The sequence below is a fragment of the Acidobacteriaceae bacterium genome (assembly GCA_035944135.1).
Taxonomy (GTDB): domain Bacteria; phylum Acidobacteriota; class Terriglobia; order Terriglobales; family Acidobacteriaceae; genus Granulicella.
In genome coordinates this window covers 255,113-280,085 of the sequence record DASZBM010000002.1, presented here as the reverse complement: position 1 = coordinate 280,085, position 24,973 = coordinate 255,113, and the positions used below count along the sequence as shown (strand labels likewise).

The window sequence follows — 24,973 nt, the reverse complement described above, 5'->3', positions numbered from 1 at the left end:
AACCGCCTGAGCGATAGAGTGGTAAAGCAGTGGAAAGCGAATGAATGAGACCTTCTGAACAAACGTCTGTGAGACAGCAAGTAGATTTTGTTGCGCCTGCCCGCGTGAACCTGATCGGAGAACACACCGATTACACCGGCGGACTGGTAATGCCCATGGCAATTCCCTTCACGACAGTGGCGCACCTGCACGCTGCAACAGACGGCCGATACACGTTTTCCAGCGATATCTTTCCAAATACCCGCTCGATTGTGCCGTATGGCCCGTGTCCTCGCACCGGCGAGTGGAGCGACTATCCAGTCGGTGTTCTGCACGAACTCGAACTCCGAGGCATTCAAATTCCACCATTCGCGCTTCACCTGAGCGGCAATGTGCCGCTCGGGGCAGGGCTATCCTCTTCGGCCTCGATTGAAGTGGTTACCGCGATTGCGCTGCTGGCGCATGCGAACGCTACACTTCCGGCGGAGGCCATCGCGCGGCTATGTCAGAGCGCCGAGAATAACTACGTGGGATCTCCATGCGGGATCATGGATCAGTTTGTCGTCACAGCAGCCGCGAAGGATCATGCCCTGCTTCTCAACACGCGCGATCTCACGTTCGAGCTCTTGCCAATGAATAACAAAGGGCTTGCGAACTGCCGAGTCGTTGTAGCGAATTCTGGTGTAAAGCACTCGATCGCAGGCGGAGATTATGGGATTCGCCGCCGCGAGGTCGAGGCCGGACAGGCAAAGCTACGCGAGCGATTCCCAGACCTGCGCGATCTGGGAGACGCGACATTGATGCAGCTCGCTGCGTGCGAGCACGAGCTTCCGGCAGCCAGTGTGAAGCGTTGCCGCCATATCATCAGCGAGAACGAACGGGTCCGCGAAGCTCGCGAGGCCATGCTTGCTGGTGATCCGGTGCGGCTGGGCTCGGTCATGACGGCTGCGCACGCGAGTGAACGTGATGACTTCGAATGCAGCATCGAAGAGATCGATTTTCTCGTCGACACCGCGGTCGGGCTTCGCGGATGTTTCGGCGCCCGGCTCACTGGCGGAGGCTTCGGAGGCTGCACGGTGAACCTTGTGAATACCAGTGACGTGAGCGATTTCATCACCGCGCTTCAGTTCGCTTACCGCGACAGATTTTCGCTGGATCTGGAAACATACGTTTGCGAGGCGGTTGACGGTGTGCTGGCACGGAACGCTACACAGCTTAATAGATCCGAGGAGGCGCGGTGATGCTCGAATTGTTCAAAGAATCGCCACACCGGCGATGGAATCCGCTGCGCCGCGAGTGGGTTGTCGTGTCGCCGCATCGGACGCAGCGCCCATGGCAAGGCCAAACCGAAGAGACTGCCACCGCGGCTGCAAAACAGTATGACCCGGAGTGTTACCTCTGCCCGGGAAACACACGAGCGGGCGGACATCACACACCCGTCTACGCAGCGACCTATGTCTTTGACAATGATTTCGCGGCGCTGAAGAGCGATGTTCCTCCCGCAGAGTTCGACCTCAACGATGCAGGCCTCCTGCGTGCCACAACTGAGCGCGGGGTCTGCCGTGTACTTTGCTTCGACCCTCGGCATGATCTCACGCTTGCGACGATGGATGTCAGCGCGATCCGGCGAGTTGTCGATGTTTGGGCTGAGCAGGAGGACGAACTCTCCGCCAGAGATGACATTCGTTATGTCCAGATTTTTGAGAACCGCGGCGCACTGATGGGTGCAAGCAATCCGCATCCGCATGGACAGATCTGGGCGACCGAGCACATCCCGAACGATCCGACCGCCGAGCTACTGTCACAGGCCGAGTACTTCACAAAGCACGGGCGCTTGCTCCTGATGGACTATGTCGAACTAGAGTTGCAGCAGCGCCAGCGTATCGTTGCGGAGAATGAATCGTGGGTCGCGCTGGTACCGTTCTGGGCGGTGTGGCCGTTTGAAACGCTGGTGCTGCCGCGTAGTCAGGTCCGGAACATCAACGCACTTGGCGATGCGGGACGCGATGGGTTGGCATCGATTTTGAAAACGGTCACAGCGGGTTACAACCGCGTGTTCAACGCGCCGTTTCCGTACTCTATGGGATTTCACGGCGCTCCGTGCGACTCAAACGAGCACAAAGAGTGGCAGCTCCACGCACATTTCTATCCGCCGCTATTACGGTCAGCCACGATCAGGAAGTTTATGGTCGGCTTTGAGCTCTTAGGCTCTCCGCAGCGCGACATCACGCCAGAATCCGCTGCAGAGACGCTTCGACGAGTAATGTCGCTCTAGCGCAGTCAGTTCACAAGGAGGCGCTCATGGAGTCCACGAGCATGCGCGCCGCGGTGCTCCGACATACCGCGGCTGTACGCGACAGACCCCTCGCGATCGAGACGGTCCCGGTCCCGAAGCCGAATGAAAACTCTGCGCTTCTGAAGGTGCTTGCCTGCGGCGTTTGCAGGACCGATCTGCATATCGTCGAAGGTGAACTTCCTCCGAAGCTGGACATGCTTATTCCCGGCCACCAGATTGTGGCGGAGGTGGTCACTTCGCCGGATCCCGCCTTTGCACCCGGCCAACGCGTGGGAGTCTCGTGGGTCGGCGGAACCGACGGCACCTGCCGGTTCTGTCGCTCCAATCGCGAAAACCTCTGCGATGACCCTACCTACACGGGCTACTCCCACAACGGAGGCTATGCCGAGTTCACCACGGCCCGTACTGATTTTCTCCTTCCGCTGCCCGACAAACTGTCCGACACCGATGCTGCTCCGTTGCTATGCGCCGGCATCATTGGCTTTCGAAGCGTTCGTATCGCCGGTGTTCAGCCGGGCATGCGGGTTGGCCTTTTCGGCTTTGGCTCTTCCGCACAAATTCTTATGCGAGTGCTAACCGCATGGAACTGCGAAATCTACGTCTCGACCCGAGACAAGCGACACCAGGCGATTGCGAGTGAACTCGGTGCGAAGTGGGTGGGCGATGCACTCGCAACTCCGCCGCGGAAGCTCGATGCTGCGATCACTTTCGCTCCAGCAGGCGAAGTGGTCCTCGCCGCGCTGCGTTCGCTGGACAAAGGAAGCATCCTCGCGATCAACGCTATTCATCTGGACGGCATCCCGCAGTTTGACTATGACACGCTACTTTGGGGTGAACGGCAGATTCGCAGTGTCACCAATATGACGCGACAGGATGCCCGGGACTTTCTGCAACTTGCAGCGGAGATCTCAATCTCACCGCGGGTGCAGACGTTTCCTCTTGAACAGGCCAACGAAGCGCTCCTCGCGGTCAAATCCGACGAGGTATCGAGTTCGGCAGTGATCGTTCCATGAACCAGATCGAAAGTCATGTTCGCCGTTTGGTAACCGGTCCTTCTTCCGCGAATATAGCGACTTCGACCCATCCTGACCGGTTGCCGAGTTAGTAGAGTGACCGGTATATTCAGTGGCAATCTTTTTCGAATGATGTAACACTGTTGCCGACAATGCTGTCGGCTGGTCACTGGCAACGAAAGGCTACCTTTGGACATTCGTGAAATTGCACGCAGGGCCAAAGTTTCGCACTCGACGGTCTCCCGAGTCATAAATAACGTTCCAACCGTCGACGCCAAACTTGCTAAGCGGGTTCAGGCGGTCATCGAAGAGGTTGGCTACCGGCCAAATTATCAGGCGCGGGCGCTTGCCCGAGGACGCAGCCACACGGTTGGCCTCATCGTTTCGGAGATCAGCGGTGGGAATCCGTTCTTTGCTGAAATCATCCTCTATTTCGAGCGCTGCGCCGTTGAAAATGGCTTCGAAGTGCTCATCAGCTTTGCCGATACAGAGACCGATCCCAATCACATTGCAGTCTGCGCAGACCGACTGAAGGAGCGCCGGGTGGAAGGCATTGCTGTCCTGACATTCGGCATGGAGCAAAGCCTGCACGCCGATAGTGGAAAGCTGCCGATGGTCTATGCCGGTGCGGATCGGCAGTTGAACGGCATCCGGAACATCCGTGTTAACTATCAAACTGGCTTTCGCGATGCCGTGAAACATCTGGCTGAGTTCGGGCACAAGCGGATCGGATATCTCAGCGGCAACCTGGATTGGAGCAGTATGCAGATGCGCTATGAGGCGCTTCGCAAGGCCATGCGCTCGGCGGGCCTCCCGCTCCAGAAGGAGCTTGTCATCGAGTGCAACCACACTTTGGAAGGCGGGGCAGAGGGGATGGCAAAGCTGCTTTCTCTGCCCAAACCGCCGACTGCGGTGATGTGCTGCAATGACATGGCGGGTATGGGAGCGCTCAAGACGATGAGCACGCGGTCCATCGTGGCCGGTCGCGATCTCTCGTTGATCGGCTTCGACGATCTTCCGCTCTGCAGCTTTACTCAGCCTTCTCTGACGACGATCCGCTTCTCACCGAGCGAACTTGCCAGCCTCGCCTTCCGGGCGCTTCTCGAAGACATCCGGCAAGACAAGGTGCGCCACGAGTACGAGTACAAGACAAGGTTCGTGCTCCGCGACTCGACAGGCGCACCCCGCGTACAGACTCCCAGATAAGCCCGGCTACGTTTGGGAGCAGCCTTCAGTAGGCGCGCACCTTTACCTTCAGTAGACTGCCATGCGGCTTCAGCGTGAGCCCGAAAGCTGTCTCATCACCATTGAGCAGTCGTTCCGTTTGCCATACCCCAGCTTCGAAATGGCCTTCCTCGACAGTCACAAGCATTGCGTGTGTCATTTCTGATCCAAGCTTCGGTGCGAAGATGATATTCGCGTTCATGCCGCCGATGAGGAACTCATCCGGGCTGATCTGACCGACAAGCACACGGCCGTTCCGCTGAGAATTTCCGCGGCCGCGAGGGCCACCGTAGCCGTTCAGGACTGGGCCGAAGCGCACAGCAACATCAAACTGATCGAAGCTCATTCCGGGATTGGCAAGACCCTCCTCTTCCACCGCTGCTTTCAAGTGCCCTGCATCGCTGAGAGACCGAAACGCGCTGGACGCTGGGCCGAACAGCGCGAAGTTCATTGCGACTTCACTGCCCCAGCCCTTGAAGGATTCCAGATCCTGTGCAGACGCGCCGTCCACTCCGAAGATGGAGATACCTAGAGAGTTCGGTGACGCAAAGGTCAGGAACATGTTCTTCGCGTGTGCGATCGAACCGCCAGTCTCCGGTACATAGAGAGGATTGTCGGGGCGGCTGTAGAGACTCAACAGAGTTTCATAAGAGTCCTCATCCTCGTCATAGATATCCGGACAAATGACATCGATGTGCGGTGCGAGGCGTTTCCACATCGGCAGCAGCCAGGCAACGGCACCTCCGCTCGGCGACGAGAAGCCGGGGCGCAGCAGTCCCGGTTGCTCGCGCGGCCACACATTGACGTACATGGGCAACGGATAGACGCTCTTCCCTGCCTCGGCGACAGAGTCGATGCAGCGCATGGTCCAGTAGGACATGAACGCTTCCGGTGCGCGTTCTGCGAACACCTCAGACCATGTGCCATGTTCATTGGTCCTGCCGAGCGACGCTAAGACTTCGGTTGGGACCTGCTCGTGGAAGCGGGCGTTCCCTTGAGCGGAGTAGTCGCGATCGGCCCCAAGAACACCGGCTTCGTTCTCGACTTGCACAAGGATGACCGTGTGCTGTGTGCCATCACTGGATTTGAGGTGGGCCATCAGCGCGGCGAACGCCTTGCGGTCTGCTTCGCGGCTCGCATCGCCAAGAGGGCTCAGGGCCTCCACGGGCTGCTGCGCGGAATCAAGGACGGGTGGGTACTTCCTGGGATTTTCTTTGACCCAGGCGGGCACATACGTCATTGCACCGTTCTTCCATGTACCGAACCACGAGAGAAGAACATGCAGATTGTGTGCACGGGCGCCCAGCACGATCGCATCGACTGCGCTGAAGTCAAAGCGGCCCTCTTCAGGCTCGATTGCCTCCCAGTACACCGGGACCGACACGGTGTTGCAGCGCATCGCCGTCAACACAGGCCAGGCCTGATCGAGCGCTGTCGGCCAGCCGCTGGAATTGTGCACCTGCGCGCCAAGGACAAAAAATGGCTTGCCGTCAACAAGCAGATGAAAGTGCCCGTCCGATTTCTCGACAGTCGGAATCGCCTGCGCCCGAAGGCGGAGTGGATTACAAATCAGCGATAGAAGAAGCAGCGCAAATGCAAGCGCGAGCTTCACTCCTCGCGAGCAGATTGATGCACGACCTGGTGCGGCGCAGCTGATCATATGTGGTTGTATAAACTCCGTTGTTAGATTGCGACGCCTATTTTTCAGACAACAATTCAGAGGGTGGTCTATCGGACAAAGCGGAACCCCACGATTTGTTTGGCGATGAGCCCATACGCAGCCGCAGTTCTCCTCCAGCTGTGATCTGCTGATGCGATATCCATGATCGATGAAGCTCTTCTCCATTCAAGTGGGCCTGGTGAATGTACATATTCGCGGCGCTGTTATTGTCCGCGACGATCGTAAAGGTCGAGCCGTTTGCCGGGTTGCGAATGGCAGCACGATTCACCAGCGGACTGCCCAGCACATACACTCCATTCGCCGCATTCACGGGGTAAAAGCCCAATGCCGCGAAAACAAACCAGCTCGCAAGCTGACCGCAATCATCATTCCCGGGGATCCCCGCCGGCGTTGCGTTATACAGCGCGGCGACCGTGCGAGTCCAGTACTGTGTCTTCCACGGTGCTCCTGCAAAGGAGAACAAGTAGGGATGGTGATTGCTGGGCTCATTGCCTTGCGCATCCTGTCCGACGATACCCGTGATGTCAGGGCGTGCGTCGAGGACTGTGGATGGCGCAGTGAAGAGGCCATCCAGTTTCTCGATGAACGCCTCGTCACCGCCATAGAGTTGGATGAGGCCCTGGATATCGTGGGGCACGCTGAAGCTCGCCTGCCAGGCATCCGTTTCCACGTAATCGTTCGTTTCCTGGTCAGGACGGAACGGCATGCGCCACGCACCATCCTTTGACCTGGCTTGCATAAACCCCGTTGAGGGATTGAAAACGTTCCGATAGTTCTGGCCAAGCTTGGCGAACATCTGGCTGTCTTCGGTTTTGCCAAGCAGCCGTGCGAGAGCACCCGCGCACCAGTAGTCGTAGGAGAGATCAAGCGTCGAGGAGACACTGCCGGGATGAAGATCATATGGCACATACCCGTACTGCCGGAACATCGCCTGCAACTCGCGATTACCACGTGCTTCGGCACCCACAAGCGCAGTGTCGCGAACAGCAGCGTAAGCGGCTTGAATGTCGAAGTCTCGAAAGCCGCGAACGTAGGCACCAAGAATCATCGCCGCGGCATGAAACCCAACCATGCTCCAGGTTTCATTCGCCCATAGGGGCCACATGGGCAGCGCATGCTGCCCGAGTTGGTCATAGTCCGTCAGCAGCGTGCGGACAATGTCGTTGATGCGATTCGGCTGCGTGATCGTAAGAAATGGGAACTGGCCGCGATAGATATCCCATATCGAGAGCGTCGTGTACTTCGTGAAGCCTGGGTTCGAGTGAGTCTTCAGGTCTTGCCCGCGGAAGGTGCCATCGGCATCGTTGTAGGTAGCCGGTGCAACAAACGAGTGGTACGCGTCAGAATAAAAGGTCTTTTCGATTTCAGGGTCGAAGGACTCGGCATTCAGCCCGGAGAGAAGCTCATTCCAATTGTCGCTCGCTCGTTGTGCAACAGCATCGAAGCCCCATTCGGGAATCTCACGGCGAAGATTCTTTCTGGCGCCTTCGATGCTGACCGGCGAGATGCCCACGCGAGCGATGAGTGGCTCCTGCGACGGGCGGCGAGTGAAGATCACTTTAATCTCCTTGCCCGTAAACCGATCGCCGACCCTGGCCTTCGTTATCGTTCCATCCACGCTTACATCGATGGCTTCCGCAACATCTGAAAGATCCAGCGCAAAGAAAACGGCGCGGTCATGCGCCCATCCTGTAGTCGATCGACGGCCCGTGATGCTCCCATTGCTCTCAATCGTGAGCTCGGCATCCTGAACACGGCAGTTGAGTCCGTGAACAAGATCCACCATAAGTCCCTGCCGGCCAATACTGCTCATGTAGCGATACCGGTGCATGCCGCAGCGCGTTGTGGCAGTCAGCTCAGCCTGCACCTTCGGTGTATCCAGATGAACGCTGTAATAACCAGGGCGCGCGATCTCTCGTTCGTGCGAAAAGAAGGACCGGTAGCCAAGCTCGGACGGCGAGAACACAATCCCGGAGTCCGTCCCGAGTGCCACGATCTGCATCTCGGTTAGAGGCTGGATCCGGCCAGCGTCCCAAGACCAGTTGAGACCCTCCACCATCGGCATGATCAGAACATCGCCGAGGTCTATGCCTCCTGTGCCCTGAACGTGTGTATGACTGAAGCCATTAATGACATTGTCGCGATAGTTGTATCCGGAGCAATGTTGCCACTCGTACCAGTCACCCTGAACATTCCAATGCGGCTCCGGAGGGCCGCTGCTGTCCGGACTGAGTTGCACCAGACCGAACGGCTGCGTCGCCCCTGGAAACATGTGGCCACGCCAGCCAGTGCCAACCATCGGATTTGCAGACGAGACAGCTTCAGGTGTCTTCGTGGATGCTTGCTGCGCAGCGGCGTTTCCATCAAACATCGACAACAGTGACGAGTATGAAACGATCTGTGCCGCCGAAAGACCAACGCAGGATTTGAGAAACGCTCGCCGTGGCTGTGAAGTAGGCCGAACAATTTTCATCGTGATCTCACCCTCTCTCCAGGCATGCGCCGAACGCTCACTCCGCCGCGCCCGATCGTACGTCTGACCTGTCCGGGTAGTCCAAACGGAACGAGACAATCTCGAACGGATGCACGTGGAGCGTTACGCGATTTCCTTTCAGTGGGAGACTTTCACCTTCGGGCTTCTCCATCAGATTGGTCTCCGTTGCAGCGGTCGTACCGGCGGGGACATCGATATCAACGTCGTGATCCTCGCCCTTCCACTCATACAGGTGAACGATGATGGAATGTGTGTCCTCGGCCTTCTTCATCGCCGTTATGACAACGTTGTCTGATGCGGGTCGCAGAAACGAATGCTCCGACGGCATCGGGCCACTATGCGGGGCTACTTGCATAGCAATCAGCGGATAGTTGAATTCAAATCCTTTTCGGACAGTGAGCGCATTTTTCCAGCTGCCGGCATGGGGATAGAGCGCATACCGAAAGTGATTTGGCCCACGATCCGCGTTGGGGTCCGGATAGACAGGCGACCGAAGCAAGGTGAGCCGAAGGAGATTTCCGACAGCATCGTAACCGAACTTGCTCTCGTTTATGAGACTGAAACCCTGCTTCGTGTCGCCCAGGTCCGCCCACTTTTGGGCTGGCACCTCGAAGCGAGCCTTCTCAAAGGAATTGTTGCGCGTTGTAGGACGCTGGATCGTCCCGTAGGGGATCTCATAGGTTGCGAACGGTGCGGTTGCAGCCAGCGGAAATGCAGCCTTGAGCAGCACGTGCGTTTCGTGCCAGTCAATGTTGTTATTGACCAGCACTTCGTCAGATCCAGCGTCGAGCTCAATATCCTGCACGAACTTCGAACTCTGCCAGGAACGCGTTACACGCACAACGGCGCGGAGAGGCGTGTTGCTGACGAGCTTCACTGATTCGGCATGGTCGAGGCGCGTGGGCGGTTGATCGAGTGTGCCGGGATCGATGTTCCAGGCATCGTAGATCTTCGGCGTATCCTTGAACGCCTGCAGTTCGTTCCCACAGCTTCCCCGCGCGAGCGTTTCAAAGTTCGCACGCTTGTCATAGAGACTCGTAATGCAACCCGTCTTCGGATCAACGGTCACCCGAAGAGATGCATTTTCAATCGTTGTTCCATGCGCCTCAAGATCACTCTTGAAGGTGCGGCGCCCCGGCACAACGCGGAAAACGCTGTAGCCCATGGATGGAATCTCGCGTGCGAACAGCCGAATTACAAACCTGTTCGTCGTCGCATCATGTGAGATCACCTCTGACGGCAGCACTTGTCCACTACCATCGAATACCGATACGTCTGCGGTAGCGTTTGGCAGCTGCACGTTTACATTGACAAATCCAGACCGGTTCCACGCGAGCGGATTGAACACGATGACGGGAACGCCCTGAGGAGCTCGCGTATCAATGCGGGCAGAAACCGTCTCAAGCGCCTTGCGACTTACCTCATCATCAATCCGTCGGACTTCGTCGAAATCCTTCTGTGCATCCCGGTAGACCTGGGCGATGCCGGAGCCTGCGGCGAGATCATGAAAGCCATTGAAGGCGATCTTCTTCCATGCCTCCGTCAGTTCCACTCCAGGATATGAGTCGCCATCCAGCCACGCCAGCGATGCAAACTTCTCCGCATTCAGCGTTGCCTCCGGCGCTTTGCGAAGGTTGCGCTTCTGATTGGCCTGAGTTGTGAACACGCCTCGATGGGTCTCGAGGTAGAGCTCATCTTTCCACGTTGGAATCACAACCGAACCGGACTGCGGCTCGGGTGGGTGATATCCCTCCGCGATGCTCTGATAGTTCCAGACCGGCGAGTCCTTCGCGATCTGCTTCTCGACAGATTCGAAGTAAGCATTCGCTGTGCCGAAGTGCATCTGCGGCGCAACCTTGCCGGGCTGCATCCAGCGCGAGGCCTGATCGAGAATGACGCGTGTCGGCCCACCACCGTGGTCACCCACGCCATACAAGTCCAACATATCCGTCATGCCTGGGGCTTGTTGGCGCGCCTGCACCATGTTTGCAGACAACCGCACGGGGCCTACGTCGCGATTCCCATAGCCTCTTGGGAAATAGGTCAGCACCTTGCTGCCGTCTGGCGACTCCCACCAGAAGAGTTTCAGTGGTAACTGGTTCGTGTCGTTCCAGCTCATCTTCTGCGTGACGAAATAATCGACGCCGGACTTCTTGTAGATCTGCGGCAACTGCCAGTTGTACCCAAAGGAATCAGGATTCCAGCCGACTCGCACATCCACACCATAGTGCTGTTGATACCAGCGTTTTCCGATGAGCAGCGACCGAGCGGTCGACTCACCATCGGGCATGTTCAGGTCGGGCTCGACCCACATACCTCCAACGACCTCCCACCGGCCTTCCTTGATCCGCCTTGCAATCTCATCGTTGATGTCCGGATACTTCTCGGCCATCCACTCGTTGTACGCAGCCGCGGACTGCGTAAACACATATCCCGGATATTCATCCATCAATTGCAGTGCCGTGGAGAAGGTACGCCGCACGACGTCGACGGATTCAGTCCAGGGCCACAACCATGCCGCATCAATATGTGCATCGCCATCGAGAGATACCTGCACCTTCTGCATCGTAGGTCTTAGCGGCTCAAGCGTGGACTGCGCCTCACGAAGCGATGCATCGAACCTTTTCTGATCATTTGTGTCCAATGCCTTGATGTCGATCTCATCGACGGCCCTCTCCAACACCTTTCTATCCGCAGACGCATCTGCTTCCACCGACGGGAGAAGGATGGCCGCCGACAGCACCTCATCTCGCAGATCAACTGGATTCGGGCGGTCCGGTGAGAAGTGGATTGTGATCTGTGTTCCGTTGAAACGCTTCGGCAGTACAGTCGCAAGCGCCTTCACTGCGACAAGTATCTTCTCGCCCGCCGTGACGTGCGCCAGCAGTTCCACAGGCTCAATGTTGTCTCCCATTGCGATGCGGCGGCCGTTGACGTAGATGATTTGCGTAAGTGGAAGGTGGGCATCGATCGAGGCATGGAACCAGATTGCCGTGCCAGTCAGATCGTAACCATCCAGAGATTTGGGAACCTCGATCCAACGCCGAAACCATATTGCCTCCGTTCCGAGATCCCGATTAGATTCCGCCACCGGCCATGCTGAGTCATCCAGATTTGGGTCTTCGCCGTGGGGCATGTCCGCCGCGTGATAGCGCCAGGTTCCGCTGTCAAGATGATCGAGACCGGACAGGCGGTTGAGTGTGGTCTCCGCGGTCGGAGGAAATGTCGCAATCGCCTGCCCTGCCTGCGCGGTGCCTACGCCCGGCCGTGCTGCACAAAATGCCAGTACTGCGGCTGCCGTCGTGAATCTTGTCTTCTTCATCTAGGTGAACCTTTCAAAAGGAAAGCGAGCGAACGAGAGACTGGGTCACGCGTTCTTTGCAGCAGCCAAGAGAGCGACGCCCACCGGCTCCAGGCGAACGCTCGACACGCTCCGGCGATTCTCCGTCCAGTTCTCCATCGGACGGGGTAGTGCGATGTTGTCGTGTGGCGTCTCCGTCAAATTCAGCAGAAAGTAGTAGACACGGTGCTGGTCTTCACGAGTGGTCACCGCAACGCCGCGCGGCACTTCCAGCAGTGGCTTAACACCGGCAGCAGCTGCGGCCAGACTCGCGAGCCCCTCGTGGAAGCCGTGCTCTCCGCTGTCGGTCCCTGCATAGATGACCCATCCCTTCTCGTAGCGGTGACGCGTCACGGCGGGTAAGCCTTCCATACGACCCCCGCGGAAGGATGCGACCGGCTCAGCACCATGCAGTTGCAAAGACTCCATGATCGTCCGTGGCTTGAAAACCTCGGAACTGCCGTTGAACACGACGCCCAGTTGCGTCTCATGCGCGCTGTCCATCTGTCCGCGTGCGGAGCTGTATTCAACCAGATCCAGCCTTGCGATCGCGGACACGCCCGCGATGTCAGCGAACACTCCGGGCGACAGGATGTGGCGCATGCTGGCGTCAGTATGCTGAGTGCCGACGCGGTAAGTGAGGATCAGCACACCGCCACGCGCGACATACGCTTTCAGCTTGTCCGCCACCACATCATCGATCAACCGTAGGTTCGGAGCAGCAATCAGCTTGTACCGATCGAGTTCGGCCGTGAGAGGAACGATATCAATGTTGCGCTGCAACGACTTCAACCCAGCGTAAAAGCGCGAACACTCGGCGTCATAACGATCCGTGCGGTCGCCGACCGACCAGAAGCCTTGCGCGAACTCATTCGTGAAATCGTACAAAAGACCAACGTCGGCGTTCGTCGTGGCATTAGCAAGCGCAGGACCGAGCTCGCCGAACTCGCGTCCAATGCGTTCGAGAATTGGCCCCTGCGGGGTCAACTTGCCGTCGAATCCCTTGATGAACGAAGGCCGGGCTTGCTCTCCGCCCGCAACTGGCCTGCGCCACTCGAAGTAGATATGGCCGCGACTTCCGTGTGCCAAATTCAGATAAGCCTGCATCCGCAGACCTTCGTCGAGTGCATTCGGCGGCAGATACGCGATCTGTTCCGCGCAGAAGAACCGTTGCTCGTGGCTGGCACAGCGCGCAAGGTCGTGATTCAAGCAGGAAATGTACTGATGCTGATACTCCGTCAGGCCCGGGGCGCTTACGTAGTTATCCCAGGCCGTCGCATCCAGAAACTCGGCGCCAGCTTTGTGCACATCAACCGACCATGTGGTGCTTGGCCAATTGGTGTACACGAACTGATGCTTCGTAACCTGATGAAGAATGTCCGCCTGACGACGAAGATGATTGAGGTAGGAATCCGAAAAGAACTCGCGATAGTTAAGACTGATCGCCGGCTGCCATCCGCCTTCACCGGAATTCTTCGGGAAGTGAATTTGTGACCAGTCCGTATAGTGGTTGCTCCAGAACGCCCCGTTCCACGTACGGTTCAACTCATCGAGACTGCCATACCGCTTCTGAAGCCACCGCTGAAATGCATGCTCGCAGTTCAGGTCGTAGCACTCGAAAGGAATTCCCGGCTCGTTATCGAGCTGCCACCCGATAACTCCAGGATGCGAGCCGTAGTGCTCGGCAAGCGCCTGTGTGATTCGAGCGCTCGCTGCGAGATAGTTCGGGCTGTTCGTGCAATATCCCTTGCGCCCTCCGTACGTGTAGGGGCCGATTGCGCTGGCGCCCAGCACATCCGGATGAAGCTGATACAGCCATGGCGGCACGGCAGCAGTGGGTGTGCCCAAGAGGACCTTGATGCCATGCCGATTTGCGATTTCAATCGCATGATCCATCCAGTCGAAAACAAACTTTCCTTCTTGCGGTTCAAAGGACGACCACGCAAACTCGCCCATACGAACTGTGTTCACACCAAGTGCCTGCATCCCGGCAAAATCGGGCTCCCACTCAGAGGGGTCCCACCACTCGGGATAATAGGAAGCTCCCAGGCGATAGACATCCCATGGAGAAGCGGCGAGGGCAGAACTGCCGGGAGGATCTGATTCAAACAAGTTTGTCGCGCGAATTGGCTTGGGAAGCAGAGCGCCCAGGCCGGACAAACCGACAGTCTTCGCAAAGGTTCGCCGATTCATCTACGTTGTCCTTCCCCCGCACCTAATCGAAAATGAAGGGAGCATTTTAGGAAACCGGTCTCTGGGGTTAATTGTCTCAATCCAGAATTACAAGAACGATATCAGAGCGACCCGCAGAATCAAAGAGCTACGTGGAGACATTTATGGAGCCGGGCAAAGCTTGAATAGCGTTGCACATTGATGTGAGTGACCGGTATATTGAAGCCGCTGTCTTCTATCATTTTTCTAGCCGTGCAGCGGGAATGCTCAGACGCGAGGCCATATTGCCCCGGATCTCCAGACGATCGATGCTTCTCGCAGGGGGCGCCGCAGTCGTGCAGTCGGCCGTTCATCCACTGGCGGCCCCGGCACAGGCACAGGCTTTGGCCGGACGGCCCGCGCCTTCCGAGCGCCGCTTCTCCAGCCCGGCTATTGAATCCGTCATCAGGGAGACGAGCCGCCGCATTGCCGATCCCCAGCTCGCTGCGATGTTCGAACAGTGCTTCCCGAACACTCTCGACACAACTGTTTTCTTCGACCAGCAGAGCAGACCGCCCGATACCTTCATTATTACCGGCGACATCGACGCAATGTGGCTTCGCGATTCCTCCTCGCAGGTCTGGCCCTATCTTCCGTTCGCCCGACAGGACGCTCGCCTCCAAGCCATGCTGCAGGGCGTTGTACGACGGCATGCGCGCTTGGTTCTGATCGACCCTTATGCAAACGCCTTCATGCGGACAGCCGCTGATCCACCGCTGAGCTGGGCAGTGCATGACGATACCACGATGTTTCCCGGCGTCGCTGAGCGCAAATGGGAGGTCGATTCGCTCTGCCATGTGGCCCGGCTCGCCCATGGCTACTGGCAGAACACGGGGGACACCACACCGTTCGACGCTACGTGGAAGGCGAGCGCATGGAAGATCGTACAGACCTTCCGCGAACAACAACGCAAGAACGGGAATGGACCCTACGAGTTCCAGCGTTCCTCCCGCATCCCCACGGACACTCTGCCCCTCGGCGGCTACGGAAACCCCGCAAGGCCTGTGGGCCTCATCTTCTCCATGTTCCGGCCGTCCGATGACGCCTGTATCTTCCCGCTGTTTATTCCGGCAAACCTGTTCGCCGTGCAAGCACTGTCGCTCCTCTCCGAACTTGCCCACAAGGCCGCGCAGGATGAGCGCCTCGCACAAGCCTGCGACGATCTGTCCCGTGAAGTACGATCTGCACTCACGGCGCATGGCACTATACAGCACGGCACGCTCGGCAACATATGGGCGTATGAGGTCGACGGCTACGGTAATGCATTGATGATGGATGATGCCGGAGTGCCCAGCCTTCTCAGCCTTCCCTACCTTGGCTGCTGCGCGTCGAATGACCCGCTCTATCAACGCACCCGGCGCTTCGTACTTAGCTCGGACAACCCGTATTTCATCAAAGGAACCGCCGCTGACGGAGTCGGCAGCCCGCATGCCGGCCAGTCCAACATTTGGCCGATGGGAATCATCGTTCAGGCGATGACGTCGAATGATGATCAGGAAATTCGACAGTGCCTCCGCTGGCTGCGTGACACAACAGCGGGCACCAAATTCATGCATGAGTCGTTCAACAAAGACGATGCGTCAAATTTCACGCGACCATGGTTCGCTTGGGTGAACACTCTTTTTGGGGAGCTGATCCTTAACCTCCTGCAGAAAAAACCTCACCTCCTGCGCGAATCAATCTGACCTCCTGCGCTGCCAGATCTATGAATCATGCGGAAATGTTCAAGGGTGTTCAATGGATGATCCAAACATGACAAAGCGTCTTCCCCTCGGACGTCGGGATTTTCTTAAGTCTTCGGCCGCGGTAATCGTCGGCGTGGCGCTGGACAATAACGCGGCCGATGCCCAGCAGGCGGGCGACGATCTAAGCACCTCTCCGCCTTCTTCGGCCAATATCGGCAATGCGAATCCCCTACAGGGAACAAATTCCACATACCGATTTTCGCGCGGCAACACCCTTCCAATCGCCGCTCTCCCCTTTGGCATGGCGCACTGGACACTTCAATCGGCAGAAGGAACCGCGTGGATGTTTGATCCATCAAGCCGCCGCCTTCAGGGATTTCGCTGCACACATCAGTTAAGCCCTTGGCTCGCCGACTACGGCCATGCAGTTTTCCTTCCTTGCGCCGGCGCGCCGAAGCTGGACGCGGAATCGCGATCGTCCTCATGGCGTCCCGAGCAAGCTCGCCTCCAGCCGTTCTCTTTCGAGTTGGAGCTGATGCGCTATCAGATTGATGCGGAGTTGGTTCCGACGGAACGCTGTGCCCTCATCAGTTCGAGCTACCACAGCAAGGAAACCCCCGGATTCATAATCGAAGTTCCAGGGCACGATGTCACATTCCAGCAAGACTCCAACCACACCACTATTCGTTTTCAATCTCGCTCGAATCACGGTGGCGTTCCGGAGAACTTTGCAACCTATTACATCGTTCAGTTCGACCAACCTTGGGAACACGTACAAACCCTGGAAACAAGTGCTGGCACAGCCGCTCTCATCAGCTTTGGTGACGCGGGTCCTCGCAAGATCGCCGCGCGCATCGCAACCTCGTTCATCTCATACGAGCAGTGCGCACGCAATCTCGCGGCTGAGCTCGGCAGTCAAAGTGTCGACCAGAACCGCGAACGCGCAGAGAAGCAGTGGGACAGCTACGCAAACCGGATAGAGATCACGGGCGGAACAGACCACCAGCGAAAGACCTTCTACTCCTGCCTTTATCGCGCATTGCTCTTCCCTCACACCTGGCACGAGTTCGACGCAAGCGGCCAACCGCAACACTTCAGCCCCTACGATGGCAAAGTTCATACTGGCGTGATGTATGCGGATCATGGTTATTGGGATGTGTATCGCGCCTGGTATCCACTCATGTCGATTCTCTGGCCGGAGAAACTCGGCGAAATCCTCGAGAGCTGGGTGAATGCCTACCGTGAAGGAGGCTGGCTCCCCCAATTCCCTTGTCCCGGTTACCGCGCCTGCATGACCGGCAGCCTCATCGACGCCGTCTTCGGGGACGCGGCTGCGAAAGGCATCCCTGGATTTGATCTGAAGACCGCGTATGAGGGCCTAAAGAAACACGCGACACAACCCGGCGATCCGGAAAAGGGATATGGGCGTCGTGGGATCGAGAGTTATCTGAAACTCGGCTATGTTCCCGTTGAATCCGTAAGCCAGTCCGTCGCCGAGACCGTCGATGCCGCCTATGGCGACTTCTGCATATCTCAGGTAGCAACTGCGCTCGGACAGAATGACGACGCCCGCATGTTCCTCGAGAGATCACGCAACTGGCGCCGCGTGTTTGATCCGAAGACGGGGTTTTTTCGCGGCAAACATGAGGACGGCACATGGCTTGAGCCCTTCGACGAATTCCAGTGGGGCTCGCCCTACGTAGAAGGCTCGGCATGGCAACATCGGTGGGATGCGCCTCATGAAATCGCCGCACTCATCAGTCAAATGGGCGGCCAAGCGAGTGCTGTCGCTGCACTCGATCGTATGTTGTCGCTGCCGCCGACCTTTCATGTCGGTGTCTACGGCCAGGAGATCCACGAGATGTCCGAAATGGCAGCCGTCGATTTCGGACAGTATGCGCAAAGCAACCAGCCCGTGCATCACCTGCTGTACATCTATGCAGTGGCCAGCCGGCCAGATCGCACGCAGTACTGGGTCCGTCAGGTGCTCAACAAGCTCTACAGTCCCGACGACTTTCCCGGCGACGAAGATACAGGCTCCATGGCCGCCTGGTACATTCTCAGCGCGATTGGTTTCTATCCGCTATGCCCGGGTAAGGCGGAGTACGTATTCGGCAGCCCGCTCTTTGAAAAAGTTACGCTGCATCTCCCGATGAACAAGACGCTTGAGATCGAGGCCCGGGACCAAAGCGAAACCGCGGTTTACGTCTCTAGCCTTACCGTCAACGGAACGCCTCAAAAATCTCCGTATCTCCCCCACGAGACTGTCATGCGCGGCGGAAGAATCGAATTTTCCATGCAGGATCACCCGCTGAAAAGCTGAAGCGTGCAGCATAATCCGCTGCACGCTCCAATAGCTGCAAAGCGGCTAAGCTTCCATGAAGACAGCCGCGGAACGTGCAGGCACCGTCAGCGTCCCGGAGTTTGGTTGTGCATCCTGATCTTCCGGGGTGGCCACAACGAAGTTCGTGACTCCCGGCACAGCGACGTTTACCGTGATTGGGCGAGCCTCTTCGAGGTTCATCACAACCACCGCCCTCTTCTTATCGTTTGCGATAAACACGCTGTATTTGAACAGCCCATTCGCTGACGCGCTGCCGTCCAGCGTGTCGCGGAACTCTGCATCCCACAGAAACTTGCGATACTTTCGCCGCAGAGCATCGACTTTCTTGCCATAGTCAAGCGTTAGCGGGAAGTCTGTGACATGCCCCTTGAAGTTGAATGGCTCGTAGCTGATGATGTACCGGTACAACAAACAGAGATTTACCTCCTCGCGCGCATTGAAACCCCGCACGGCAGCCATCAGCGGCGCCTGGGAATCGAGGTAACGCAGTGCATGACGCGTCGCCGTTCCGATCCGGTAATAGCCCAGAAAGTAGTACGGCATCAGCCAGTCGCCTGGCCCTTCACCCGCAAAAAGAAAGTCCGGATTCACCTTATCTGCAGCTGCGCGAAACTGCTTAACCAGCGGGATATCGGCGCTGAACAGATAACCCGGAGCAGTATAGCCATGCCCCTGCGCGAAGTTGTACAGAACGCCATTGTGCTGCATCACCTCGTCAAACAGCCATCCGTGGGCCCCGAGCGCGAGGATCTTCTCGAACTCGTGCGTTGCGATCTCGCGATATGCCGGGGAACAGACATCCATAATCGCTCGGCGCCGCTGATTGATCCCCGCCAGTTGCGTCGGCGTCGTATACGCATATCCGCCCGACTCATACTTATTACCGTACGGATCAACAGCCTCGTACTTATAAAGCTCCTTCTTGTAGTAATCCGTCGACATGTCCGCGAAGATCGGCTTGCCGAACAAAATCATGTGCACGCCCTTGGCCTGCAGCTCCGCCACCGCGTCGTGCAATTCCTGCCAAGTCCCGAGTCCCGGGTCAGTATCCAGCGATGGATCGCCGCCATCCTGTCCACCCTTATTCCATCCCACCAACTGAATCGCCGCGACCCCGTTCTCCGCACACTCCGTTCCATACTTCACCAGGTCGCGGTACGGAACGCTGTAATCCTGCTCTGCGCCGTCCACGCGCAATTGCAGCCACGAGTGCACATCCTGCGCCCAGGGCGCAATGCGCGGCTTCTTGAACCATGTCTCTCGCCACTGCTTGTACACATCGAGCCCCGCATGCCAATCTCCGTCATAGGTCCGCATGACGATCGGCGCAAACTGCACTTTCGAATGCGGATGCGCGAACACAAAGTGACACGTTCGGAATTCGAGATGCACCGGCCATCCGGAGATCTCATCCTCCTTCGGCACATCGTCATACGTCCAGTCCACCACCCCCGGATGCTGCTCGAACGTGAATTCCATCAGATAGCGAATCTCCGGATCTTCGATGGCCACATAGATTCCCTGCTCCGCGGCAGCACCCGGCTGTGCCGCAGTTCCCGGCTGTATAGCCTGCAGCAGACAGTACTGGCTCTGGCTCGATTCGATCGTTCGCGTCGGCCACCGAACTCCCCAATAACCCTTCGCATTATCGAATCGCGGATAGATCGAATCCGTGGAAAGCGCCCCAACCCACATGTGGTGTGCCTCAACAACGCTGTCGCGCGAGGGCGGATTGAAGTCGCCGAAGTACGGGTAGTCCACCGCTTCGACAAAACAGTCGGAGTTGTTCTCCAACTCCGCGTCGAACGTCAGCTTGCCGTTCTCGAGCGTCACAGTGCCGGTGAACGCGATCGGCATGACGCCGCCATGTTCGCTGAGCAAATTTTCCCAGCGCATACGCACCTTGTTCGGCGCAATTTTCTGAACACTAATCGCCTTCTGCTTCGTTCCAATGATGAAGTTATCGCGTCGTTTGCTTAACGGAACAAACAGGCGGAATGACGCGCCAAGCTCCGGCCGCCGTTCGATCACCCAGGTTCCTGACTTGCGCTCCATCCGCACGAGCGCACCCGAAAGGCTGTCGAACGCTAAATGAACCTGCGCGTCTTCGAGCACAACCTCCTCGCCGAGTTTCATCGGCGCAATCGGTCGCGACTCTTGGTCCTGTGCCGCTAACTCGCTGCCGCTACCCAGCGCACCAAACGTCGCCAGACCCGCGAGCTTCCCAAACGTCCTGCGACTGATTCCCTCTTTCAACTCTCATCTCCTTGAGATACCGGTCTCTGCAACACTATACATGACATTCCGTAGCTGCGGCTGCGTTGAATTACAAAACATCTTTGATCCGCAGGCCTGCGTTTGTCTTCGCCTCACATGCCTGCTCAGCCGTGATTCAGTTGGGCGAAGTTAAGCACATAGGGCTCTGAGCATATCCAACATGCTCAGAGCCCTGTGGTTGGCTGAATCGAACTACGTTAGAACACGAACTTCCCTGAGAACTGGAGGAAGCGCGAGTCGATAGTGTTGGCCTGGTTAGATCCCGGCCCGGTAAGCGCGACTGAGTTGGCACCTATGTTCGTGCCGCCGCCAGGGTTGCCGAAGCTGGGGTGGTTCAGCACGTTGAACGCGTCCGCGCGGAGCTCCAGATAGGTGCCCTCGCGCCACACCTTGAAGTCCTTGAAGATCGACGCATTAAGCCTCCAGTTGCCCGGACCGGAAAGATCGTTCCTCGTGCTGCCAAAGAACGGCGCCACATTCGGATAGCCCGTCACGTAAGGCGCCGGCCCAAGGGTGTTGAGTGTCCCATTGTTGTTGTAGGCTCCGTCGTTCAGCGCTGAATCGGGGCCGATGGCCGGGGAATAATAGCTGAAGTACCCCGTTGCGTACGGCGCCAGGGCAGCGTACCCAGCCGCGTTGTTACTCATCACACCTATCGGGTCTTCAAAGGCACAAGGGTTGTACCAGCGCGTCCTGGTGTGAGTCTGCGCAGCGCAAACATTCGCGGCTGTATTGGACGGCGTCCCGTTGGTGATGCCGCTCTGTCGAGCCGGATCGCCGCCTACGTTTGGCGCCGGCAGGCCCGTTGAGAATGGGTTGGCGATTTTGATGGCGCTGTTGGCCGTGCCACCGTTGGCGTTCCCCCAGCCTGAGATTCTGTTGATGCCGATCGTAAACGGCTGACCGGTCTGGCCCCACCATTCCATGTCGGTCTTCCATCCCCCGATGATTTTGTCCAGAATACGGTTCTGATTTACAAAGCGCCTGCCTTCGCCGAACGGCAGGTCATAGTCGACGTTGATCACAGCGCGGTTCCGGATATCTTGTCCCGACTGGGTGTACTCGTTCCTGATAGGGATGATGTAGGGTGACTTGTACCCGACGTCTCCGCCCAGTAGATCGCTTTCGTCACTGAAGCCATGGGCCCAGGTATAGGTGGCCAAAAAGGCGAGCCCGCTGGCGTAGCGTTTCTGCACCTGTGCCTGCAGCGAGTTGTAATTGCTCGCGGCTGTCCACTGCATGTAAGCGTACCCACCAAGATGCGGGAACTGCTGGAACCCGTTCGGCTGCTCGCCGCCGACGGTAATCGCCATTGGCAGGTTGGGGCCGGTGCTCGTCACCAGGTGGCGTCCGAGGCTGCCCACGTAGCTCAGCGTCATCGTGGTTGTGGGCGTAAGCACCTGTTCCACGCTCACGTTGTAGTTGATGGTGTAGGGCATATGCATGTTCGGGTCTTCTTCCGAGACCTGCGGGAAGGCAGCGTGGTTCGCCACTCCGCCCGGCCCCATGAACTGCCCGAGACCGCCCTCCAGCGTATTGCCGAACGCATATTGCGATTCACAATAACTTCCCTGCGAGCAGGACGGCAAGGCGGCTGTGGCGGCGGTCACGATGAAGGGCGGATTAAGGATATTGGCAGCGCCCCCGCCCGGCTCAAAACCGCCCATGAAGAGGCCGCCACCGATACGCCCCACTGTCTGCGGGCTGAATTGGTACGCGGCGCCAACCCTTGGCGACCAGTTGAATTTGGGGAAGGACGTCAGGTACGGGTTGCTGGTGTAGACCACCTTCACGTTATCCGCGTTGAGCAGCGCCAGGAAGTTCGCTGGAAGCGTTTGGCTCGAATCGGCTTGCGGCATCACCAGTTCCGCTGAGGAAACCGCGCCATTCGACGTCATCATGCTGCCCAGTTGGACGAAGTTCGCTAGCTGGTTGGCCTGCTCCCTCTTGGGCGTGAAGTATTCGTACCTGAGCCCAAGGTTCAGGGTAAGTTTGGGCGTCACCTTCCAGTCGTCCTGCGCGTAGGCGGCATTGTATTTTTGCACGAAGTGCGTGTACACGAAGGTGGTGAGTTGGCCGCTGGCCATGTTGTTTGTGTTGGTGTATCCGCCGCCCGCTAATGTGCCGAGGGCTAGGAAATCGGCGGCGCCATTTCCAGTGGGTCCGCCTGCTGCGGTCACACCGGTAAACTGGCCGTTATAGCTGTAGCTTCCGAGGGGCTGTCCGGCGTTCGTGCTGTACCAGCGCCCGGGATTGATTTCGACACCGGCCTTCAGCGAGTGGTTCCCAATCACCTTGGTGACGTTGTCCAGGAACTGGTAGATGTTCATGCCCTCATGGGCTGGGTCGTTGCCGTGAGTTCCGAAGGTTGTGAAGCCGTCCGCTACCGAGGGCAGGCCGCCTTCCTGGTTAGCTAGATTGACGGGTACCCCGTTCAGTCCCAGAGTAGCCGCAATGTTCGCGTTGTAGTTGTACTGCAGGTTCGAATCGTTGCCGTAGTTAAACCCAAAGCGGAATTCGTTGATCAGCGACTGTGAGAAGGTATGGGTCTCGCTGAGCATGAAGTTCTCGCTCAGGTAACTCTGGTTATGGCCCGCGTAGTTCGGGTAGCCGTCAAGGATCGGGCCGAGTGGGGAGGGATTCGTCTGAATGAAGTGCGCGTAGTCCACGCGGAAGGTGGCCAGGTCGCGGCTGCTGATGTTCCAGTCGAGCTTCCCATCCCAATTAATTGGATCCGATGTCGTCGTCAGATTCGTCTGGTAGTTGTTGGAGGTCGGTCCCTGGTCCACATCGCTCGTAGAATTGCAGTCTCCCGTACTCCATCCGCCATTAGGCTTCCCAAAATTCGGTTGGCCGGCAGAAGCATAGTTCGGGCAGGGGTACTCCTGAAGCAGTTTCTGGGCGACCGGGTCGATTTGCGTTGGCGAGAAAACGTTCTGGCCCGGTGCAAACGTATACCCGGAATACGTGTACTGCGAATTGCCATACTGCTGCAGGCTGCCCGTAGGCCCGTGGGATACGGAGTTGCTTGCACACTTATAGTAGTTGTTGCTGTCTTGGCCGTTGCCGCCGTTGGTGTTAGGCACGTACAGCACTATGGGGCAGGTACCATTGCCCCATGTCGGATTCAGCAGTTCGCTGAAGTCGCCACGACGCTCGCGCGGCGTGGGCACGCTATACGTGGTGGGATTCGCTCCGTTCACGAAGCGCTGCTCCTGAACGTCTCCAAAGAAGAACAAGTGATTCTTGATGATCGGGCCACCGAGCGTAGCACCAAATTGGTTCATATGGAATACCGCAACCTTCGAGCCCGGGGCCTGGTTCCAGACGAGTGAGTCGAAGGCTGTGTTTCGCACATACTCCCAGAGATCACCGTGAAACTGGTTGGTGCCGGACTTGGTGGTGGCGTTGAACACCGCGCCATGGCCGCGCCCGAGCTCCGCGCTATAGTTGCTGGTCTCGAGCTTGAACTCCTGAATGGCATCCGGCGGGGGAGCCAGATTGTACGACGATCCATTGATATAGTCGCTGTTCGCAACGTTGTTATCGACGCCGTCAAGCTGGTAGTTGTTCTGTTCCTCGTGCTGGCCGTTCGATGAAAAGTCACCATTGCCGGCGCCGCGGCCTATCTCCGGGGTGATGCCCGGAGCTTCCTGCGCGATAAAGATCCAGTTGCGATTCGCCAGCGGTGCATCGTTCAGGAATTTCGAGTCGACGTCCATGGCCACTTCAGCCGTTTGCGTTTGCATTAGCGGCGCCGTCGAAGTGACAACAACGGTCTCATTCACCTTGCCCGGCTGCAGATGGAGAGGAATGTTCAGCCGGTCCTGAACGTGAACGGCGACGTTTTTCTCCTCGGTCGTTTGAAAGCCCGGTGCCGAGGCGCTAACCGTGTAGTTTCCAATCTTGATCGGCGAGAAGAAGTAATTTCCGCTGCCGTTCGTCTTCGCCTTCAGCACCAGCCCGGTGTCCGTCTCCGTAACCGTCACTTGGGCATTCGGGATCACTGCGCCGCTCGAGTCCGTGACCACGCCGATGATGGCACCCTGATCCACCTGCGCCACCGCTGTACGCGGGCTCAGCAAACCGATCACAGCCAGCGTCAGGATTAAGCTGCTCCAGATGGCCCGCGTGACAGAACGAGCTCTTGTCACGTCCCTGTGAACTTTCGCTATTGGGTCTGAGTTGATTGCAATCGATTGACTGGCCATCAAAGTACTCCTGCTCGTTAGCCTGACTTCACCAACGATGTGTTTTTGAGTTCGCCCGCAATCTTAGGCGAACAATTTCAAGGGTGTCAAACAAAATCCGAGAGAACGGTCACTAAAAATAAGACGTCTATTATGAACATCTTACAGACACGCCTCTATCGCCTTAGGAAAACGGGTTCCTAATTTCACGAGCGGCCTCTTTTCCGAGGCTCGACGAG

Annotated in this window: 12 protein-coding genes; 6 read left to right on the top strand and 6 right to left on the bottom strand. The window is 57.6% G+C overall.

Translation table 11 applies throughout. From position 1 onward, the window contains the following. The first annotated feature begins 68 nt into the window (after positions 1 to 68). From galK to VGU25_03810, 4 genes are all read left to right on the top strand, one after another. Positions 69 to 1,220 (top strand): galactokinase, encoded by a 1,152-nt coding sequence (gene galK / locus VGU25_03825; protein ID HEV2576320.1) that lies wholly within the window; start codon positions 69 to 71, stop codon positions 1,218 to 1,220. Beyond that, positions 1,220 to 2,254: a UDP-glucose--hexose-1-phosphate uridylyltransferase gene (locus tag VGU25_03820; protein ID HEV2576319.1), complete on the top strand. Its 1,035-nt coding sequence runs from the start codon at positions 1,220 to 1,222 to the stop codon at positions 2,252 to 2,254. Before galK ends, VGU25_03820 begins: the two co-directional genes overlap by 1 nt. Before the next feature lie 26 nt (positions 2,255 to 2,280). After that, positions 2,281 to 3,288 carry a zinc-dependent alcohol dehydrogenase family protein gene (locus tag VGU25_03815; GenBank protein HEV2576318.1) on the top strand — a complete coding sequence of 336 codons (1,008 nt, stop codon included), beginning with the start codon at positions 2,281 to 2,283 and terminating at the stop codon, positions 3,286 to 3,288. A gap of 189 nt (positions 3,289 to 3,477) precedes the next feature. Further along, a complete protein-coding gene (locus VGU25_03810) occupies positions 3,478 to 4,494 on the top strand; it encodes a LacI family DNA-binding transcriptional regulator (GenBank protein ID HEV2576317.1) in 1,017 nt (338 codons plus the stop codon). A 25-nt stretch (positions 4,495 to 4,519) separates the two neighbouring features. On the opposite strand, the gene VGU25_03805 is transcribed toward VGU25_03810, so the two are convergent. The 4 genes from VGU25_03805 to VGU25_03790 form a co-directional block, all read right to left on the bottom strand. After that, positions 4,520 to 6,124, bottom strand: coding sequence for a DUF5597 domain-containing protein (locus tag VGU25_03805; GenBank protein ID HEV2576316.1), 1,605 nt, complete (start codon positions 6,122 to 6,124; stop codon positions 4,520 to 4,522). Between the two features lie 85 nt (positions 6,125 to 6,209). After that, positions 6,210 to 8,666 carry a GH92 family glycosyl hydrolase gene (locus VGU25_03800; GenBank protein ID HEV2576315.1) on the bottom strand — a complete coding sequence of 819 codons (2,457 nt, stop codon included), beginning with the start codon at positions 8,664 to 8,666 and terminating at the stop codon, positions 6,210 to 6,212. A 37-nt stretch (positions 8,667 to 8,703) separates the two neighbouring features. Continuing rightward, positions 8,704 to 12,009: a glycoside hydrolase family 38 C-terminal domain-containing protein gene (locus VGU25_03795; protein HEV2576314.1), complete on the bottom strand. Its 3,306-nt coding sequence runs from the start codon at positions 12,007 to 12,009 to the stop codon at positions 8,704 to 8,706. 45 nt (positions 12,010 to 12,054) lie between these two features. Continuing rightward, complete coding sequence (locus tag VGU25_03790) at positions 12,055 to 14,220, bottom strand: beta-galactosidase (protein ID HEV2576313.1); 2,166 nt, start codon at positions 14,218 to 14,220, stop codon at positions 12,055 to 12,057. Positions 14,221 to 14,507: 287 nt separating this feature from the next. On the opposite strand from VGU25_03790, the gene VGU25_03785 reads away from it, so the two are divergent. Together VGU25_03785 and VGU25_03780 are read left to right on the top strand one after the other, a co-directional pair. Then, positions 14,508 to 15,923, top strand: coding sequence for a glycoside hydrolase family 125 protein (locus VGU25_03785; protein ID HEV2576312.1), 1,416 nt, complete (start codon positions 14,508 to 14,510; stop codon positions 15,921 to 15,923). A 67-nt stretch (positions 15,924 to 15,990) separates the two neighbouring features. Next, positions 15,991 to 18,246 carry a GH92 family glycosyl hydrolase gene (locus VGU25_03780; GenBank protein ID HEV2576311.1) on the top strand — a complete coding sequence of 752 codons (2,256 nt, stop codon included), beginning with the start codon at positions 15,991 to 15,993 and terminating at the stop codon, positions 18,244 to 18,246. A 45-nt stretch (positions 18,247 to 18,291) separates the two neighbouring features. Here the strand turns inward: VGU25_03780 and VGU25_03775 are convergent, their stop codons facing one another. Both VGU25_03775 and VGU25_03770 read right to left on the bottom strand, forming a co-directional pair. Continuing rightward, a complete protein-coding gene (locus tag VGU25_03775; protein HEV2576310.1) occupies positions 18,292 to 20,523 on the bottom strand; it encodes a DUF6259 domain-containing protein in 2,232 nt (743 codons plus the stop codon). A 218-nt stretch (positions 20,524 to 20,741) separates the two neighbouring features. Next, positions 20,742 to 24,698, bottom strand: a complete 3,957-nt coding sequence (locus VGU25_03770) for a TonB-dependent receptor (protein ID HEV2576309.1) — start codon at positions 24,696 to 24,698, stop codon at positions 20,742 to 20,744. Between the last annotated feature and the right edge of the window lie 275 nt (positions 24,699 to 24,973).

Excerpts from the sequence above, each read along its gene's own strand:
- VGU25_03820 (HEV2576319.1), top strand. The coding sequence starts at position 1,220 with ATGCTCGAATTGTTCAAAGAATCGCCACACCGGCGATGGAATCCGCTG.
- VGU25_03815 (HEV2576318.1), top strand. The coding sequence starts at position 2,281 with ATGGAGTCCACGAGCATGCGCGCCGCGGTGCTCCGACATACCGCGGCT.
- VGU25_03800 (HEV2576315.1), bottom strand. The coding sequence starts at position 8,666 with ATGAAAATTGTTCGGCCTACTTCACAGCCACGGCGAGCGTTTCTCAAA.
- VGU25_03795 (HEV2576314.1), bottom strand. The coding sequence starts at position 12,009 with ATGAAGAAGACAAGATTCACGACGGCAGCCGCAGTACTGGCATTTTGT.
- VGU25_03790 (HEV2576313.1), bottom strand. The coding sequence starts at position 14,220 with ATGAATCGGCGAACCTTTGCGAAGACTGTCGGTTTGTCCGGCCTGGGC.
- VGU25_03785 (HEV2576312.1), top strand. The coding sequence starts at position 14,508 with ATGCTTCTCGCAGGGGGCGCCGCAGTCGTGCAGTCGGCCGTTCATCCA.
- VGU25_03780 (HEV2576311.1), top strand. The coding sequence starts at position 15,991 with ATGACAAAGCGTCTTCCCCTCGGACGTCGGGATTTTCTTAAGTCTTCG.